Annotated in this window: 18 protein-coding genes; 10 read left to right on the forward strand and 8 right to left on the reverse strand. The window is 57.6% G+C overall.

All coding sequences use genetic code 11. The annotated features are described in order from the left end of the window. Positions 1-3: 3 nt before the first annotated feature. Positions 4-849, reverse strand: a complete 846-nt coding sequence (locus EAO82_RS04670) for a helix-turn-helix domain-containing protein (RefSeq protein ID WP_218838668.1) — start codon at positions 847-849, stop codon at positions 4-6. A 151-nt stretch (positions 850-1,000) separates the two neighbouring features. Between EAO82_RS04670 and EAO82_RS04675 the strand changes: the two genes are divergently transcribed. Then, positions 1,001-1,309, forward strand: a complete 309-nt coding sequence (locus EAO82_RS04675) for a DUF2834 domain-containing protein (RefSeq protein ID WP_096347880.1) — start codon at positions 1,001-1,003, stop codon at positions 1,307-1,309. 119 nt (positions 1,310-1,428) lie between these two features. Further along, positions 1,429-2,445: a ribosome biogenesis GTPase YlqF gene (gene ylqF / locus EAO82_RS04680; RefSeq protein WP_096347881.1), complete on the forward strand. Its 1,017-nt coding sequence runs from the start codon at positions 1,429-1,431 to the stop codon at positions 2,443-2,445. A 34-nt stretch (positions 2,446-2,479) separates the two neighbouring features. Here ylqF and EAO82_RS04685 read toward each other — a convergent pair whose 3' ends face one another. Continuing rightward, positions 2,480-2,938 carry an EVE domain-containing protein gene (locus EAO82_RS04685; RefSeq protein WP_096347882.1) on the reverse strand — a complete coding sequence of 153 codons (459 nt, stop codon included), beginning with the start codon at positions 2,936-2,938 and terminating at the stop codon, positions 2,480-2,482. A gap of 42 nt (positions 2,939-2,980) precedes the next feature. Here EAO82_RS04685 and EAO82_RS04690 point away from each other — a divergent pair, with 42 nt between their 5' ends. Continuing rightward, positions 2,981-3,928 (forward strand): DUF1853 family protein, encoded by a 948-nt coding sequence (locus tag EAO82_RS04690; RefSeq protein ID WP_096347883.1) that lies wholly within the window; start codon positions 2,981-2,983, stop codon positions 3,926-3,928. Between the two features lie 8 nt (positions 3,929-3,936). Here EAO82_RS04690 and EAO82_RS04695 read toward each other — a convergent pair whose 3' ends face one another. Both EAO82_RS04695 and EAO82_RS04700 read right to left on the reverse strand, forming a co-directional pair. After that, a complete protein-coding gene (locus EAO82_RS04695) occupies positions 3,937-5,481 on the reverse strand; it encodes a diguanylate cyclase domain-containing protein (protein WP_096347884.1) in 1,545 nt (514 codons plus the stop codon). A 223-nt stretch (positions 5,482-5,704) separates the two neighbouring features. Next, positions 5,705-7,159: a catalase gene (locus tag EAO82_RS04700; protein ID WP_096347885.1), complete on the reverse strand. Its 1,455-nt coding sequence runs from the start codon at positions 7,157-7,159 to the stop codon at positions 5,705-5,707. A gap of 460 nt (positions 7,160-7,619) precedes the next feature. Here EAO82_RS04700 and EAO82_RS04705 point away from each other — a divergent pair, with 460 nt between their 5' ends. After that, a complete protein-coding gene (locus EAO82_RS04705) occupies positions 7,620-7,883 on the forward strand; it encodes a hypothetical protein (RefSeq protein WP_231703282.1) in 264 nt (87 codons plus the stop codon). A gap of 17 nt (positions 7,884-7,900) precedes the next feature. On the opposite strand, the gene EAO82_RS04710 is transcribed toward EAO82_RS04705, so the two are convergent. Beyond that, positions 7,901-8,551 carry a DsbA family oxidoreductase gene (locus tag EAO82_RS04710; protein ID WP_096347886.1) on the reverse strand — a complete coding sequence of 217 codons (651 nt, stop codon included), beginning with the start codon at positions 8,549-8,551 and terminating at the stop codon, positions 7,901-7,903. A 128-nt stretch (positions 8,552-8,679) separates the two neighbouring features. Here EAO82_RS04710 and EAO82_RS04715 point away from each other — a divergent pair, with 128 nt between their 5' ends. The 3 genes from EAO82_RS04715 (at position 8,680) to EAO82_RS04725 (ending at position 11,072) form a co-directional block, all read left to right on the forward strand. Then, complete coding sequence (locus tag EAO82_RS04715; RefSeq protein WP_096347887.1) at positions 8,680-9,930, forward strand: FAD-dependent oxidoreductase; 1,251 nt, start codon at positions 8,680-8,682, stop codon at positions 9,928-9,930. Between the two features lie 30 nt (positions 9,931-9,960). Next, entirely contained in the window at positions 9,961-10,482 is a 522-nt protein-coding gene (locus EAO82_RS04720; RefSeq protein ID WP_096347888.1) for a DNA-deoxyinosine glycosylase, read from the forward strand. Between the two features lie 167 nt (positions 10,483-10,649). Continuing rightward, on the forward strand, positions 10,650-11,072 hold the full coding sequence (locus tag EAO82_RS04725) for a PaaI family thioesterase (protein ID WP_096347931.1): 423 nt from the start codon (positions 10,650-10,652) through the stop codon (positions 11,070-11,072). A gap of 18 nt (positions 11,073-11,090) precedes the next feature. Here the strand turns inward: EAO82_RS04725 and EAO82_RS04730 are convergent, their stop codons facing one another. After that, on the reverse strand, positions 11,091-11,405 hold the full coding sequence (locus EAO82_RS04730) for an EthD family reductase (RefSeq protein ID WP_096347889.1): 315 nt from the start codon (positions 11,403-11,405) through the stop codon (positions 11,091-11,093). Between the two features lie 67 nt (positions 11,406-11,472). Further along, on the reverse strand, positions 11,473-12,432 hold the full coding sequence (locus tag EAO82_RS04735) for a sterol desaturase family protein (protein WP_096347890.1): 960 nt from the start codon (positions 12,430-12,432) through the stop codon (positions 11,473-11,475). A gap of 127 nt (positions 12,433-12,559) precedes the next feature. Here EAO82_RS04735 and EAO82_RS04740 point away from each other — a divergent pair, with 127 nt between their 5' ends. Then, positions 12,560-13,564 (forward strand): AraC family transcriptional regulator, encoded by a 1,005-nt coding sequence (locus EAO82_RS04740; RefSeq protein WP_096347891.1) that lies wholly within the window; start codon positions 12,560-12,562, stop codon positions 13,562-13,564. A gap of 20 nt (positions 13,565-13,584) precedes the next feature. Here the strand turns inward: EAO82_RS04740 and EAO82_RS04745 are convergent, their stop codons facing one another. After that, positions 13,585-14,166: a hypothetical protein gene (locus EAO82_RS04745; RefSeq protein WP_096347892.1), complete on the reverse strand. Its 582-nt coding sequence runs from the start codon at positions 14,164-14,166 to the stop codon at positions 13,585-13,587. A gap of 154 nt (positions 14,167-14,320) precedes the next feature. On the opposite strand from EAO82_RS04745, the gene EAO82_RS04750 reads away from it, so the two are divergent. Together EAO82_RS04750 and EAO82_RS04755 are read left to right on the forward strand one after the other, a co-directional pair. Further along, a complete protein-coding gene (locus tag EAO82_RS04750; RefSeq protein WP_096347893.1) occupies positions 14,321-14,920 on the forward strand; it encodes a GNAT family N-acetyltransferase in 600 nt (199 codons plus the stop codon). A 106-nt stretch (positions 14,921-15,026) separates the two neighbouring features. Continuing rightward, entirely contained in the window at positions 15,027-15,437 is a 411-nt protein-coding gene (locus EAO82_RS04755) for a PH domain-containing protein (protein WP_174958704.1), read from the forward strand. Positions 15,438-15,451 lie beyond the last annotated feature (14 nt).

Here is a 15,451-nt window from a genome sequence, read left to right on the forward strand (position 1 = left end):
TGATCAACCAGCCCCGCTAATATTCCGCAGCAGCCCGTCGCTGCCAGCATCTGCCGGAAAGAAAGTTTCCACCCGCAGCTCATCCGTGGTGATGTCTTGCGGTGTGCCAAAGGTGGATATCATAGAGAACAGGCGCAACTCAGCACCCCCGGCTGATAGCTCGATTGGTAATACCGGTGCAAGTGGCTGGCCAGGCTCCAAGTGATGCCAGCGCGACGGGATACTGTGATCGTGCTGAAGCTCACGAATAATTGTGGCCAAACCCGCGGATGGGCTGGCGGCCAGTTCTTTGTGCAGGCGTTCCAGAATCGCCGGGGCAACAGCCTCCCAGTTAGCGATCAAGGGCCGTAAGCCGTCAGCGTGAAAACATAGGCGCACCACGTTTCGTGCGCCGTCACCACAGGTCCTTTGCCACAGCGCTTCTGGCTCGCCAGCTAGCGACAGCAGGTTCGCCCATCCTCGGTTAGCCATCAGCAAATTCCAATCCCGGTCCACTACCAGTGCTGGAAAAGGATCATGGTGCTCAAGTATCAGCTTCAGTGCATCGAGTACCGGCACCATGCCGTCGGCGTCCAACTGGCTGCAACGAAATGCTTGGGCAAAGCCGGCTGCCTGCAGCAACGCATTGCGGTCACGCAGGGGAATATCCAGACAGTCGCACAAATGCAGCACCATCTCGCGGCTGGGATGGCCTCGGCCTGATTCCAGGAAGCTCAGATGCCGCTGCGAGACCTCACTGCTTAGCGACAGCTCTAGCTGACTCAGCCGCCGGGCATTACGCCAACGTCGCAACAGCCCGCCAAAGGCTGTGCCGACCAGTGCTGCTTGTTCCATTGCGTCAATGGCCATGTATTCGCTCCCGCTTGTTCACGTTCAATTCTCTGCACCCGAGAGCTTAAGTTAGGACAGACGTCTGTGCTGACGCAATTACGTGCCAGGTAATTGCTGCGAGCCAACACCAGGTTCAAATTGAATCTGTCTTCATTCAAGGAGAAAGACAATGAACCTGAAAATCGTAGTGACTCTGGCGGTGCTGTTGGTTTTTGGTGCGTTCAGTCTGGTGGCGATGAGCGAGGTCGGGTATTTGGGAATTTGGCTCGGTGGTGTTAGCGGCTGGGGGCAGGCTCAGATTCTTGCGGATCTGATCGTCGCCTGCCTGTTGCTGATGGTCTGGATCGTATTGGACGCTCGGCGCCTCGGATTGAACCCCTGGCCATTCGTATTGCTAACGCTGTTGGCTGGCTCATTTGGGCCGTTGCTGTACTTGCTGCTGCGTTTTATGAAAATGCCTCAGGCGGTAATTTCGTAGTCTGCTGTTCTTATCATCATCACCTACCTTTGACCGGCCTGGGATGTACCAGTGATGTTTACTGAATCCCAGCCGGTTAACGTACAATAGCGCCTGATTTCAAATGCAGGCGCGGCGCAATGGCGATTCAGTGGTACCCCGGACATATGCACAAGGCACAGAAGGCGATCAGGGAAGTATTGCCCCAGGTCGACCTGCTGATCGAAGTGCTCGACGCGCGCATTCCCTATTCCAGCGAGAACCCGGCGATCGCAGAGATACGCGGTGACAAGCCGTGCATCAAGGTGCTGAGCAAGACCGACCTGGCTGATCCCGTGGTTACCGCCGCCTGGCAGGAGCATCTGGAACAGGAGCGCGGGGTTAAAACCTTCGCGACCACCACCGAGCAACCTGGGCGCATCAAGTTGCTGGTGGATCTGTGCCGCAAGATGCTGCCGGAGAAGGAAGCCGGGGCGAAGAACATCAATGCGATGATTGTTGGCATCCCCAATGTCGGCAAATCAACCATCATCAACACCCTGGCCGGGCGAGTGGTGGCCAAAACCGGCAACGAGCCAGCGGTGACCAAGGATCAGCAGCGCATCAATCTGGGCAGTGGCGTGGTGCTGCTGGATACGCCCGGCATTCTCTGGCCCAAGATCGAGAACCCCAACAGCAGCTATCGTCTGGCGGCGACCGGGGCGATCAAGAACACCGCGATGGAATATGACGATGTCAGCTTTTTCGTCGCCGAATATCTGATCAAGGCTTATCCCGAGCTGATTCAGGCGCACTTCCAGCTTGAATACCTGCCCAGCACCGAACTTGAGTTCCTCGAAATGGCTGGTGCGCGCCGCGGTGCGCTGCGCGCGGGTGGCAAGGTCAATCTGCACAAGATCTGCGAAGTACTGATCAACGAGCTGCGCTCGGGCAAGCTGGGTTTGATCAGTCTGGAAACGCCAGCGTTGGTCGAGCAGGAGAAAATCGCGATTGCCGAGGCCAAGTTAAAGAAAGAATCCGAGAATGCCGAGCGCAAGAAACGTTTCAAGGAGGGTTCGCGTAACTCCGATCGCGCCGACCGCAAGGAACAGAAAAACCAGCCACCTGCACCCAGCAAGGGCACCGGCAGCCGCAATCATCCGCGCAAGAAAAAGTAACCTGCTGGCGATTGGCGGCGGCTTGCAGGTTTTTTCAGCTCACCTGCTCAAGAATGATCTGCCACTGCTCGTTGCTGACCGGCATCACGGATAAGCGACTACCGCGTTTGACCAGGGCCAGATCCTCCAGACCCGATAACGCTTTCAGCTCATCCAGTGGGATCAGACGCGGTAGTTTCCTGACAAAACTGAGATCCACCGACTGCCAGCGCGGCTTTTCTACGCTGCTCTTCTCATCGTAATACGCTGATTGAGGCTTGAACTGGACCGGATCCGGATAGGCTGCCTTGACCACTTTCACTACCCCGGCGATGCCAATATGTTTGCAGCTGGAGTGATAGATAAACACCTCATCGCCTACGGCCATCTCTTTTATGAAGTTGCGCGCCTGGTAGTTGCGCACGCCGTCCCAGGTGATCGGCGTATCCGGAGCCTTGGCAAAATCGTCAATGCCGCATTCGTCCGGCTCGGTTTTCATCAGCCAATGGGCCATGGGTAGTTTCTCCGGGGAGTGAAAGGGGCGTAATCTGCGAGCATGACATTCTCTTCCGAAAGTCCTGCGCTGCAAAGCCCTGGTCCTGCGAGCCCTGACCTGGCGCGCTTCCGTACCCCGGCTGTACGGCATCTGGCGTGGATGTGCCACACCGCACAGCTGCTCAACGGGCCTCAGGTGATTGATCTGCGCGCATATTGCCCTGCTGACCTGCAGATGCGGCTGAGCCATTGGGATGCTCACCCAGAAGAAGGGCCGGCCGCCTTGAGCCAGCCAGCGAATCGGCGTCTGGGTATGTATTTCGAAAGTCTTTACGCCTGCTTGCTGACAGATATTCTCGGTTGGGAATTGCTGATCAGAAACCTGCCGATCCGGCATGCGGGTATTACCCTGGGTGAGCTGGATTTTGTGGTGCGTAACGGCCACACCGGGGTGGTCGAGCATCATGAAATAGCGGTGAAATTCTACCTGGGCTATCTGCAGCCCGGTTCTACGGCAGATAACCAGCATGTGAGCTGGTATGGCCCCAACGCGCGTGACCGTCTGGACTTGAAAACCCGGCGGCTGCTGGATCAGCAAAGTCAGCGCACGGCGTTGCCGGAAACTACTGCAGCGTTGCAGCACGCAGGTATTGAGCAACCACAGGTGACCCGCATTTTCATGCCGGGATACTTGTTCTATCCGCTGGATGTGCAGTTGCAGGCAGCTGAATGGGTGCCGTTTGATCACCCGCGCGGTATTTGGGCCTATCTGGATGCCGCGGTGCGGATGGATGTGAGCCACTGGGTGCCGTTGCGCAAGCCGCACTGGCTGGGCCCGTGGGTGCAATCAGCCGCGCCCGACGAGCTTGAGCGCGACACTGCTCTGGCGGAGATCCGTGAACTGGCCACACCGCGCCTATTTGCGCGGCTGCAGCAGCATCCCTGCACCGGTGATTGGTGCGAGGCGCAGCGGATCTTCGTTATGCCGGCCCGTTGGCCGGGGATTTAACCAGCATCTCAACGGCTGGTTTCGCAGAGAACCACGGTATTGCGCCCGGCATCCTTGGCGCGATACAGCGCGGCGTCTGCCTGCTCCTTCAGCTCTTCCAGGCTGGTAGTGGGCCCCGGGGTACGGGCACATACGCCGACGCTGACGGTGACCACACTGCTGATTTCGGACAGGTTGTGTTCAATCTTGGCTGCTTCCACCGCTGCGCGGCAGGCCTCAGCCACCTGCGCAGCGTTATCCGTATCAGGTAGAACGATCGCAAACTCTTCGCCGCCGTAGCGTGCCAGCAGGTCGGTAGGGCGGCGCACCACGCCTTGTAGGATGCGGGCCACTTCCCGCAGGCATTCGTCTCCGGCGGGGTGCCCGTAGTGGTCATTGAACGGCTTGAAGTAGTCGATATCCAGCATGATCAGCGCGAGCGGTGTAGAAAGCCGTTTGGCTCGGCCCCATTCGTGTTCGAGAAACTGGTCAAAGTGCCGGCGGTTGGCCAGGTTGGTCAGTCCGTCGGTCAGAGACATTTTCTCCAGCTTGTCTTTCGCCTCATTGAGCAGACGGTTGCGATGCAGGTTGATCAATGCATATATCACCAACAGCGCAATAAAGAGCCCGCCTGAAACCATCACCAGGGCGGGGAGGTAGCCGCGCCGGCGATCAATATAAGTTTGCGAGGGCATGGCTTCTATGCGCCAGGCGCGTCCGGCGACATCGCTTAACGGCGTCTGGAAGCCCAGCGCACTTACCCAGCGAGAGTCACTGGGATCGGCGTTGCTGTAGAGCACATTGGGCTTTGCGTCGGTGATATCCACCACCTGAAACAGCAGGCTGGAGTTCTCTCCCAGGCCAACCGCCCGATTGGCCAACTCGCCCACCCGGAATACCCCATTTAAATAGCCGTAATGGGTGGCTTGGCGTAACTCAGAGGTATCGGGATTCCCACGGTACAGAGGCGCAAATACCAGAAAGCCCTGCTGAGTGTCCGGCTCCTGTACCAGCTTGATTCCAGCGGTAGCGACTAGTCTGCCGGTGTCGCGCGCGGTTTCCAGTGCCGCGAGCCGGAGGCTCTCGCTGGCCAGGTCAAAACCCATGGCTGCCAGATTCTTGTCCAGCGGTTCGATGAACTGGACGGGTACATACCAAGGCCGATTGGAAACGGGGACGAGCTGTTCGTCCGCATTGCGCTCGGTCACGCGCAGGCCTGGCACCAGGCGTTGCTGCACGCGCTCAAAACCCCTGAGGCTATCCCGGTTGATTACGGGCGCCCAGGCGAACGCCATGATCGCTGGCGAGCGGTCAAGAATCCCTTCGCTGAGGGTTCTGAAACGGTCGGAATGCATGCCGGGCATAATGTCCATTGCTGCTTTCAGCGCGTGCAGCACTTCAAGGTTGAGCAGCACTTCGCGCTCGAATACGGCAGCGGCTTGTTGGATATCGCCCTGAAACTGGGAAGCAATGGATTTGGTTTCTTCGTTATAGAGGCTGCGACTTAGCGCCGCGCAGATGCCCAGACCAATCAGGGCAAGCAGGGCTATGGCCAGGAGTGGGTGTCGTTTCACGCTGGCCTCCTGATGTGTGGGTGCAAATACTCTCTGCAACGCTTCAATTCGAGCAGGTCCTCGGCGCAACCTCGAAGTGCTGGGGTGCGCTAGTTTAGCCGTAATCGATGAATGTGGTTTCCATCATTTATCCATGAAGCCATGAAAAAGGGGCCGGTGAATGCTGGCCCCTTGATATGACGCACTCAGGCGCTATTCAGTTCCTTTGATCTCAAGCGGTGTCTCAAGTGCCCTTGACACCCTGGGCAATGCGATCACCGATGTTCTGGTCGATATTGCGCCAGTACTGTAGCGAGCGCTCAAGCACCGGCTCGGTGACTCCATCCTTGAGATGGCCAACGACGTTGGACACCAACCTGTCACGCGCGGCATCGTCCAGTACTTCACGGACCATGGTGCCAGCCTGGCCGAAATCGTCATCGTCGCGGCGCAGGGTATAGGCGCTGCGGACCATGTCGCCACTGGTAGCCCAGGTGTCCACGGGTGGGTTAAGCGATGGATCGGCTTTGGGGCCGCCCTTGGAGTTGGGGGCGTAGACCGGATCGGTCACGTTATCCATCCGCATCGCGCCATCCTTGCTGTAGCTGTTAACAGGCACATGGGGGCGGTTGACCGGAATCTGCTTGTAATTCACCCCGAGACGCGCACGGTGGGCATCGGCATAGGCGAAGATACGGCCCAGCAGCATCTTGTCCGGACTGGCGCCAATACCGGGTACCAGACTGTTGGGCTCGAAAGCGGCCTGTTCGATCTCGGTGTGGTAATCGGTCGGATTGCGCGTCAGCGTCAGCTTGCCGACCGTAATCAAAGGATAGTCACCGTGTGGCCAGACCTTGGTCAGATCGAAGGGGTTGAAGCGATAAGTTTCGGCATCCTTGAACGGCATGATCTGCATCTGCAATGTCCAACTCGGATGATTACCGTTTTTCAGTGCTTCGTACAGGTCACGGGTGTGATAATCCGCGTCCTGACCGGCGAGTTTGTCGGCTGCTTCCTGAGTCAGGAAGTCGATGCCCTGATCGGTCTTGAAGTGGTATTTGACCCAGAACTTCTCACCCTGTGCGTTAACCCACATGAAGGTGTGGCTGCTATAGCCATTCATGTGCCGCCAGCTTTTCGGAATCCCGCGATCACCCATCAACCAGGTGACCTGATGCGCGGACTCAGGCGACAAGGACCAGAAATCCCACTGCATATCATGGTCACGCAGGTTGGTGTCGGCACGGCGTTTCTGCGAGCGAATGAAGTGCTGAAATTTCATTGGATCACGCACGAAGAACACCGGGGTGTTGTTGCCGACCAGGTCATAGTTGCCCTGACTAGTGTAGAACTTGATCGAGAAGCCGCGCGGGTCACGCCAGGTGTCCGGGCTGCCACGCTCACCGGCAACGGTGGAGAAGCGCATGAGTACGTCAGTTTTGGTGCCGGGCTGAAACACGGCCGCCTTGGTATAGGCGCTGACGTCGTGAGTGACTTCAAAGTGCCCAAAGCCACCGCCACCTTTGGCGTGTGGTTGACGCTCCGGAATTCGCTCCCGGTTGAATTGCGCCATCTGCTCGATCAGATAATGATCGTGCAGCAGAATCGGGCCGTCTGGGCCGATAGTCAGGGAATGTTCGTCACTCGAAACCGGTATACCAGCATCGTTAGTAGTAGGTTTTTGCTCGTTATCCGCCATCATCAGGCTCCATTGTAGTTATGTGAATCCGTGAGGTGGGCTCTTGCTGGCCTAAGTTGCATCACGTAATCGTCGGTGTCTGGCATGTGTAATATTTGGCCTCTGCGCACCTGTAGATTGGAGTCACCCTGAGGCTATAGTTCAGTCGGATGGCTCGATTGGCCGCCACGGAATATGTTATGGCTGTAATAGGGAGTGAGGATTGAGCTGGCACTTGGCCTGCGAGGCCCGTCATGGCGGGGATAGAGTGGAATGGCGTGGAAAACTTTCAGCACGTTACCGTTGGTCGGACAGCTGTGCTCAGCCTGAACTTAGTCCTTAGCGTCGTCTCCAAATCTTACAAAGCATTTTTTGTGTAATTGCTTTAATTTGTATAGTTTTGAAATCCACGGCAAGGGTCGTACGCCGGATCGGTATAGCCTGGATGCTGACAATGTCCAATTCGATGAAGGACTGCGTTATGCAAGAACAGCTCTCTTCAACACCGCGTCCGGCCAAACCCGCAACGCGCAGTGTCCCGGTATCAGTTCCTATCCCTGCAGTTATTGAGGTAGTAGAACTACCAGACCGCCAACAGCGTCAGCTGGATGCGTTACGTCTTCACATCAATAATCTACTAGCTGATAAATGGGTGATTGCCAGTCGCAACCCCTTGACGTTGCAGCGTGGCGAGCAAGTCTGTTACGTATTGCACGGCATGTTGGTCTCGGACGGCCTGGTTTGATCCCGCGGCATCTCGGCTCATTCGGCAGCCGAGGTAGCGATTTCTCGTAGCGCGTTGACCAGCGTGCTGGGCTCCTGTGCGCCGGCAATCATATATTGCTGGTTGATGATAAACGCAGGGACGGCAGAAACGCCGGCTTGTTGATAAGTCGCCTCGTCATTCCGTACTGCCTGCGTGAACTCATCGGACTCCAGTATCTGCGCTGCCTCTGCCGCACTTAATCCAATTGACTCGGCGCAGCCAGCGAGGATTGTGGCATCCGCGATGTCGGCGGCTTTGCCGAAATAGGCATCGAACAGCGCCATGTTCATTTCAGTCTGTTTCCCCTGTTTTCCCGCCCATTTGACCAGCCGGTGGGCATCAAAGGTGTTGCGCGTGAAACGCTCCTGCATCCGGGTGAAATCCAGGCCCAGCTCCTTGGCAATGCTCATCATGTTGCTCTGCGCGGCCTCCATTTCGGCTGCACTGCGGCCATATTTGCGGCTTAGTGCCTCCAGAATCGGCATCGGCTCGGCGTCCGGGTCCGGGTTCAGTTCGAATGCATGCCATTGCACCTGGAAGTCCAGCTCATCGGCCAGTTCGCGCATGGCCAGCTCCAGCCGTGCGTAGCCGATGGCGCACCAGGGGCAGGCGATGTCGGAGACGATGTCTATTTGCAGGGTTTTCATGGTGAACTCTCGCTGTTGGTCTTAAGTCTATTGTTCAGCTTACACAGAAATGGGTGCGGTTTGTTTCAGATCCTTCATGTACTTACAGACATTTTGCATACCGATAGTTCAGCCGGCACGGTTGGGCAATGAGCCTGGCTATTGCGGTCATTGGCAGTGGTATCGCTGGCCTGGCGGCGGCCTATGGCTGTCAGCGCAACGGTCACCAGGTTACGGTATTTGAAGCGCTGGACGGTCATGGGATGGATGCGCATGCATTGACGGTGGAAGGCGGTTTGGTCGATGTGCCGCTGCGGGTCATGAGTCGCGAGTCCTGGCCCAGCGTGCTGGCGCTGGCCGGCGCGGTCGGGGTAGGTACTTATGAGGTAAGCACCTACAGCTCCTGCAGTTGGCGTGATCAAAGCACCTGGTTTCGCAGCGGGCAGCTTCCCGGGTGTGATTGGCCCTTTGTGGGCTCCTGGCGTTACTTGAACGGACATGCTCTGCGCATTGCCTTGGGTTTACGCAGGTTAGCCAAGTTGACCCGCACGTTGGACGCCCAGCAGTCTTCGCAGACACTCGGCGAGGTGCTCGCTGAACATCCGCTGGATCCGGTGTTCTGGCGCGGTCTGGTCTTGCCGATCCTGACTACCGTCTGCACCTGTGATGAAGAGCATTTGCTCGCCTGGCCAGCGCTACAACTACTCCACCAGTTGCACGCCATTGTGCATGGCTCCACATTGTTGCGCCTGCAAGGGGGTACTTCCGCATTGGCGCAACGGCTGGCGCAGAATTTGACCTTCTACTCAGGCAGTTCAGTGTCTCAGGTGCTGAGCGAAGATCAGCGTTTCCGCGTGTGCAATGAGCGAGGCGAAGGCGGTCTATATGATCGGGTGATTGTTGCCACGCAGGCCAACCAACTGGACTTCCTCCAGGACCAGACATTCGCCGAGGAGCGGTACATTCTCGGCGATATTCGCTTTGCCGCGGGCGAGCTGTGGGTGCATCAGGATCTGCGCTTCCTGCCAGCCAGATCGGCTGACTGGACCGCCTTGAATTTCCAGATGGACCGGCAGATGCACAAGGCGATGTTCAGCGTACTGGTCAATCAGGTTGAGCCCAGCCTGGCAGGCCGCGCGCCGGTAATGCAGACCTGGAATCCGCTGTTCGAGCCTGACCCACACAAGGTATTGGCGCGGATACCCTTCGAGCGAGCGGTAGTGCATCAGGGTACAGCCAAGGTTCATGAGCATTTGCGTCAGTGGCACGCTTCGCCCGGGCGCAAGGTGTTTTATTGCGGCTCCTGGGCTCATGAGGGTGTGCCGCTTTTGGAATCGGCAGTACGCTCAGCTGAATCCGTCGTTGATGCTATCGGTGGAGTTCAATCATCTGCTATCTGATTCTGTTGTCCTGTTATTGCGTGGGGTGTCATGACGCTTGTCCATAGTTTTGCTCCGTTGGCGCGGCCTGATGCCGCCTGTCTGGTGCTCGGCTCGATGCCCGGCAAGGCCTCCCTGAAAGCGCAGCAATACTATGCGCACCCGCGCAATTATTTCTGGCCGTTCATGGAGCTGATTCTCGGCATTCAGCCGGGCCTGGCCTATGCCGAGCGCTGTGAACAGCTGCTGCACAAACGGGTGGCGGTGTGGGATGTGCTGAAGGCGTGTACCCGCTCTAGCAGTCTGGATGCCGATATTATTGAAGCATCGATCATCCCCAACGATATAAGCGGTTTCCTGCAGCAGCATCCGCACGTCAGGCAGTTGTTCTTCAATGGTGCCAAGGCCGAATCCAGTTTCAGGCGCCACGTATTGCCTGGTTTGCCAGACGCACTGCGCAGCCGAATCCATCTTGTACGTTTACCTTCTACCAGTCCGGCCAACGCGTCGGTGCCCATGGCGGTAAAACTGAGTGCCTGGCAGCAATTGCTCGAAGGCGCGGACATTCCCTGATCGGTGCATGGGTCTGCAGATCAAAGCCGGCGCCAATGTCTTTCCGGGCAGGGTGGCGGGCAGTTGTGCCATCCAGCCCCCGGAGGCTGGTGGCAGCGCAGAACTTTGTGCATGCTGTGGCTTCGCTGACGCCCGTACAGCTGTCATCCATAACCCAGGAGCCGCGCATGTCCGTCAGACCCAGTGTCGCCGAGTTGAATGCCTTTTTTAAGCGTGAGTTCCCCCAGGCTCGAGTCCATGTTGATGAGCTTGGCCCCGGTGCCGCCCGAGTCCGACATCACGTGGGTGATGGAGAGCTGCGGCCAGGCGGTACGGTCTCTGGTCCGGTGATGATGACGACTGCGGATGTGGCCCTTTATGCGGCGATTCTCGGTGAGATCGGCCTGGTTGCACTGGCGGTAACCACCAATCTGAATATCAATTTCCTGCGCAAACCGGTGTCCGGCCGCGACATCATTGGCGTTTGCAAGCTGCTCAAGGTCGGCAAGACCCTGGCAATTGGTGAAGTGGCTCTGTATTCCGAAGGTAGTGACGAGCCCGTTGCGCATGCGGTAGGGACCTATGCGATCCCCCCGCAACGCTCTGCTTAGCCGCGGTATTCGCGGCTTTCAGCCGACTACAACTTCGCTGATCTGAAACACCGGGGTCAGATCCGTGTAGTTGGGCACATCTGCGGTCAGCGTTCCGGCATGCGGGCCGAAGCTGCGCTGGAACACCTCTACTGACTCGCAATAGATATGGCACATGGCGATATAAGTCGCGTCAGTGCCCGGCGTGGCACCGCTCAGGCCTTTATCGACGGTGTAATGGTCGCAGGCATCGCCCATCAATTTTTTAACCAGCGGCATGTGTGTGTCGCGGTAATAATCGTGGTTGAAACGCGCGCCGGGTTTGTTCGGGTACATGACACTGACTTTGATCATGGAGTGCATCCTTGTGGTGGTCCAGCCAGCCTAGAGCAGCCCGCGCGTGGCGGCAAGGCTGTTGCCCTCAGGGTTGTGAGCTGTCCTTTGTACCCTGTTCGCTATCGGGCAGTTCGCGTTGCCATTCCGGCGGCATCCATAGGTGGCGTAAGCGTTGTTGCAACGGCTCGCGGCGGGCTACGTCACCAAACATATCGCGATATTCGTGCAGCCAACTGGCGAGCAGGCCGGTGCTTTCCGGCTGGCGTACTATGCCGTATTCAATCGGTTGATCCGCGCGCTCCTGAGTGAAGGTGCCGAACAGCCGATCAAAAATAATAAACACGCCGCCGTAGTTGGTATCGATATAAGCGGGATTACGGCCATGGTGTACTCGGTGATGATTCGGCGTATTGAACACGTACTCAATCGCCGGGTGCAGTCTGCCGACCAATGTGGTGTGTATGAAGAATTGGTAAACCAGAGACAGCGCATAACAGATGCCGATCCATACCGGGTTGAAACCGATCAGCGCCAGAGGCACATAAAACAGCCAGCCGCCGTTGAAAATATTGGTGGCGTTCTGGCGCATAGCGGTGGAGAAATTCATTCGCTGTGAGGAGTGGTGAGTGACATGCGCGGCCCATAGCCAGCGTACCCGGTGCGAACTGCGGTGCATACAGTAAAAGCACAGGTCGGTCAGCAGCCACAGCAGCGCGCCGGTCCAGACCGTCAGTTGAATATCCAGCAGGCGGTAACGATAGGCCAGTGCGTAGACCGGAAAGGCGATCAACCCGGCAAACAGCAGTTCGGTGGTCTGATAGCCAGCGCCTAGCATAAAGTTGCGCAGCGATTCTGCACCGTCAACCAACCGCGGATCATGGCGAATCTTGAAATACTCCCAGGCAAAGACGCCGATAAAGATAGGCGTCGCCAGCATGAACACCAGCTGCCTTTCATCCAGTGCCAGCCAGGGCGGCAGCATATCCAGGAGTTGTGGCAAACCACTTTCACGCCAGAGGCTGTAGAACATCTCGGAAAATGTCATGTTTTCTCTGTGTAGCTGTGTGATCGATAACTCATACTGCGCCCGCAAGTGAAAGTCATATTGACTTTTCATGCCATATTTTTGACTCTACATGCCAATGATTAAAACAGCTATTAGGAGAACAGGCATGGCCATGCCGCTGCGGGTGACAGGCTCATGGGTGCAGCTGCTGACCGATTGGCTGGATCAGGAAGGGCTGCCCGCTCCGCAGTTGCGCAATCTATTGGATAGCCGTGGCCCGGCAGATATTGTGCCGTTGCCTGTCTGGCAGGGCATGCTGCAGCGCGCGGTCAGCTTGCGCCCCGAACTGCCGGCACCGGGTCTGGCTATCGGGGCGATGATTCAGCCGCGGCATGTCGGGGTGCTGGGTTATTTGATTCTTGCCTGTACCACCCTGGGGCAAGCGATGCAGGCCTACCAACGCTATGAAAGCCTGTTCTATGGTTTGAACGTGATGCAGCTTCAGCATCGTGGCAACGTGATCCGCGTGCAGTGGCCGGCCGAGGCATCTACTGGCACGCTGGCCGATACAGTTGCCATCGCGGCGATGCTGACATTTCTGCGTCGCCTGGTGGCCGAGCCGCCAGTGCCGGCCGCAGTGCATTTCGCATTCCCTCAACCTAGCGCCGTGGATTGTCAGGTCTATCAGACTTTCTTTGCTTGCCCGGTGCACTTTGCCTCGCCGGTGACGGCGGTTGATTTGCCCTTGGCCGACCTGAAAAAGGGACTGCCGCGCAGCGACGCCACGGTGCTTGGGTTGCTGGATAAGCAGGCTCAGGCCATGGTGCTGGCGATGCCGGATGGTGACCATTTCGATCGGGCGTTGCAGCAGGCTATGGTGCGCTTGATGCCGGAGGGGCAGGTAGCATTGAACCGAGTGGCGGCAGAACTGCATTTGTCGGTACGAACACTGCAGCGGCGCCTGGAGGTCAGACAATCGAGCTGGCAAGCCTTGCTGGACCGTACGCGTGAACAATTGGCCGGGCATTACTTGCTGGACCCGGCTCTAACATTGAGCGACATAGCTCTGCTGCTCGGATTTTCCGAGCAAAGCGCCTTTAATCGAGCCTACCGCCGCTGGACTGGTACAACACCGGCGCGGGTGCGCCGTGATCACCGGTTGCCGTTATAGGTCGGACTACCGCGGTGTGCTTAGACCAGATGCACCACTTCACGTGGGTCGAAATCTTTCCAGGTGCCTTCTTCCAGGCGACCCTCGGCCTGCTCGACATCCATCGCGCCTTGGCCTTTCAGCGTACGCACGGCCGAGGCCAGGGCATCATCCGGCGCATCATCACCATCGATACGCACGGCCACATGAATGCCCGCATGCCGATCCGTTATCTTGCGCGGGTTCTCGCCGTCATCCACGGCCTCATCAACTTCAGATTCTTTGTCAGTGCTGCTGACTGCACCTGCGAGCGAGCCGGTATAGGCACCTACGCCCACGGCGGCTGCCAGACCGGCAGGGCCGGCGACGGTAGCTGCTGCGGCGCCTGCTGCCAAACCGGCAGCCGCCCCCAGGCCGCCACCGGTAGCTGCGCCTTTGTCGGCGTCACGTGCGCCGGGCGAGTCGTCGTCATCACCACCAATAGGGTAAATGTCATGCTGACCGTCGGGGTTCACGTAAAACAGTGTCATCGCAGAAGCGGGGAACCCGGCCCCCTGTAATGCGCGCAATGCTTCCTCGCCCTGATCCTGTAATTCGAATCGTCCGGCAATAATGGTATTCATCCTGTCCTCCTGGAATAGACCGCATTTGGACATCCCCCACATGGTGCAGACGGCATGCCCTACCAGAATCTTGACTCGCGAGGGCGGAAAAGGTCGCAATTAAAACGTAACAAGGGATTTAATACGCATCAAAACACAGCATGAGGGAGAGGTAATGACCAATGCAAAGTGGTTCGCCGATATCGAGCTGGGTGCCGGCAGTGTTTCCCTGCGGCCCATGGTGGCGTCAGATGCCGCAGCGCTGGTCGATGCCGCAGCTGACGGACAACTCTGGGAGCTTTGGTACACCCAGGTGCCCTCTGCTGACACGGTAGATCAGTATGTCGCCTTCGCGTTGGCGGAGAAGGCCGCTGGCCGGGCGCTGCCATTTGTGGTGCTGGATGCCGACAGTGGCCAGGTGATTGGCAGTACGCGTTACTGCAATGCTGACCCCGAGCATCGCCGCTTGGAAATCGGGTACACCTGGTACGCATCGCGGTACCAGCGCACGCCGGTAAACAGCCAATGCAAATTGCTGTTGCTCGAGCATGCGTTCGAGGTATTAGGCGCGGTAGCGGTAGAGTTTCGTACACATTGGCATAACCAGCGCTCCCGCCAGGCCATAGCTCGCCTGGGCGCCAAGCAGGATGGCGTACTGCGTAATCATCGGATTGAGGCGGATGGCGCTCGCCGCGACACAGTGGTGTTCTCCATCCTCGACAGTGAATGGCCTGCCGTGGCCAAAGCATTGCGCTTTCGGTTGCAGCGCAGATGATCTCGGTGGGTTTCGGCGGCCAATGTGCGGTAAAGTCCGCGCTGAACCATCTCGTTTGACCAATGTTATTTGACCCATCCAACTGATGCTTTGGAGCACTACCCGCATGTCCTATATTGAAGAATCGCTCTCCGATGGCGAAAAGATCGAATCGCTGTTCCAGCTGCACTGGTTTGCCCGGGTGCCGATGATCATCTGGATCATCCTGGCTATTCCCACGCTGGGTATTACCTTGCTGCTGGCTCTTTATGAGTACCTGAAACTGCGCTCGATCGAACAGGGTGTGACCAACAAGCGGGTGATTTTGAAAACCGGGTTTATCAGTCGGCATACCGAAGAGATGAAGCTGAACTCGATTGAAACCGTGGAAATTCGCCAGGGCGTCATGGGCCGGATGTTCGGTTTTGGCACCATTGAAGTGACCGGGCGCGGCATCAGCGACGTGGTGTTCAAAGGTGTCGATGAGCCGATGGTGGTCAAGCGCCGCATCGAAAGTGTGAGCAATCCGATCGCCTGAGAGTGCAGGTTTCT

Origin of the sequence: Halopseudomonas pelagia, assembly GCF_009497895.1 — a bacterium.
Taxonomy (GTDB): Bacteria; Pseudomonadota; Gammaproteobacteria; order Pseudomonadales; family Pseudomonadaceae; genus Halopseudomonas; species Halopseudomonas pelagia_A.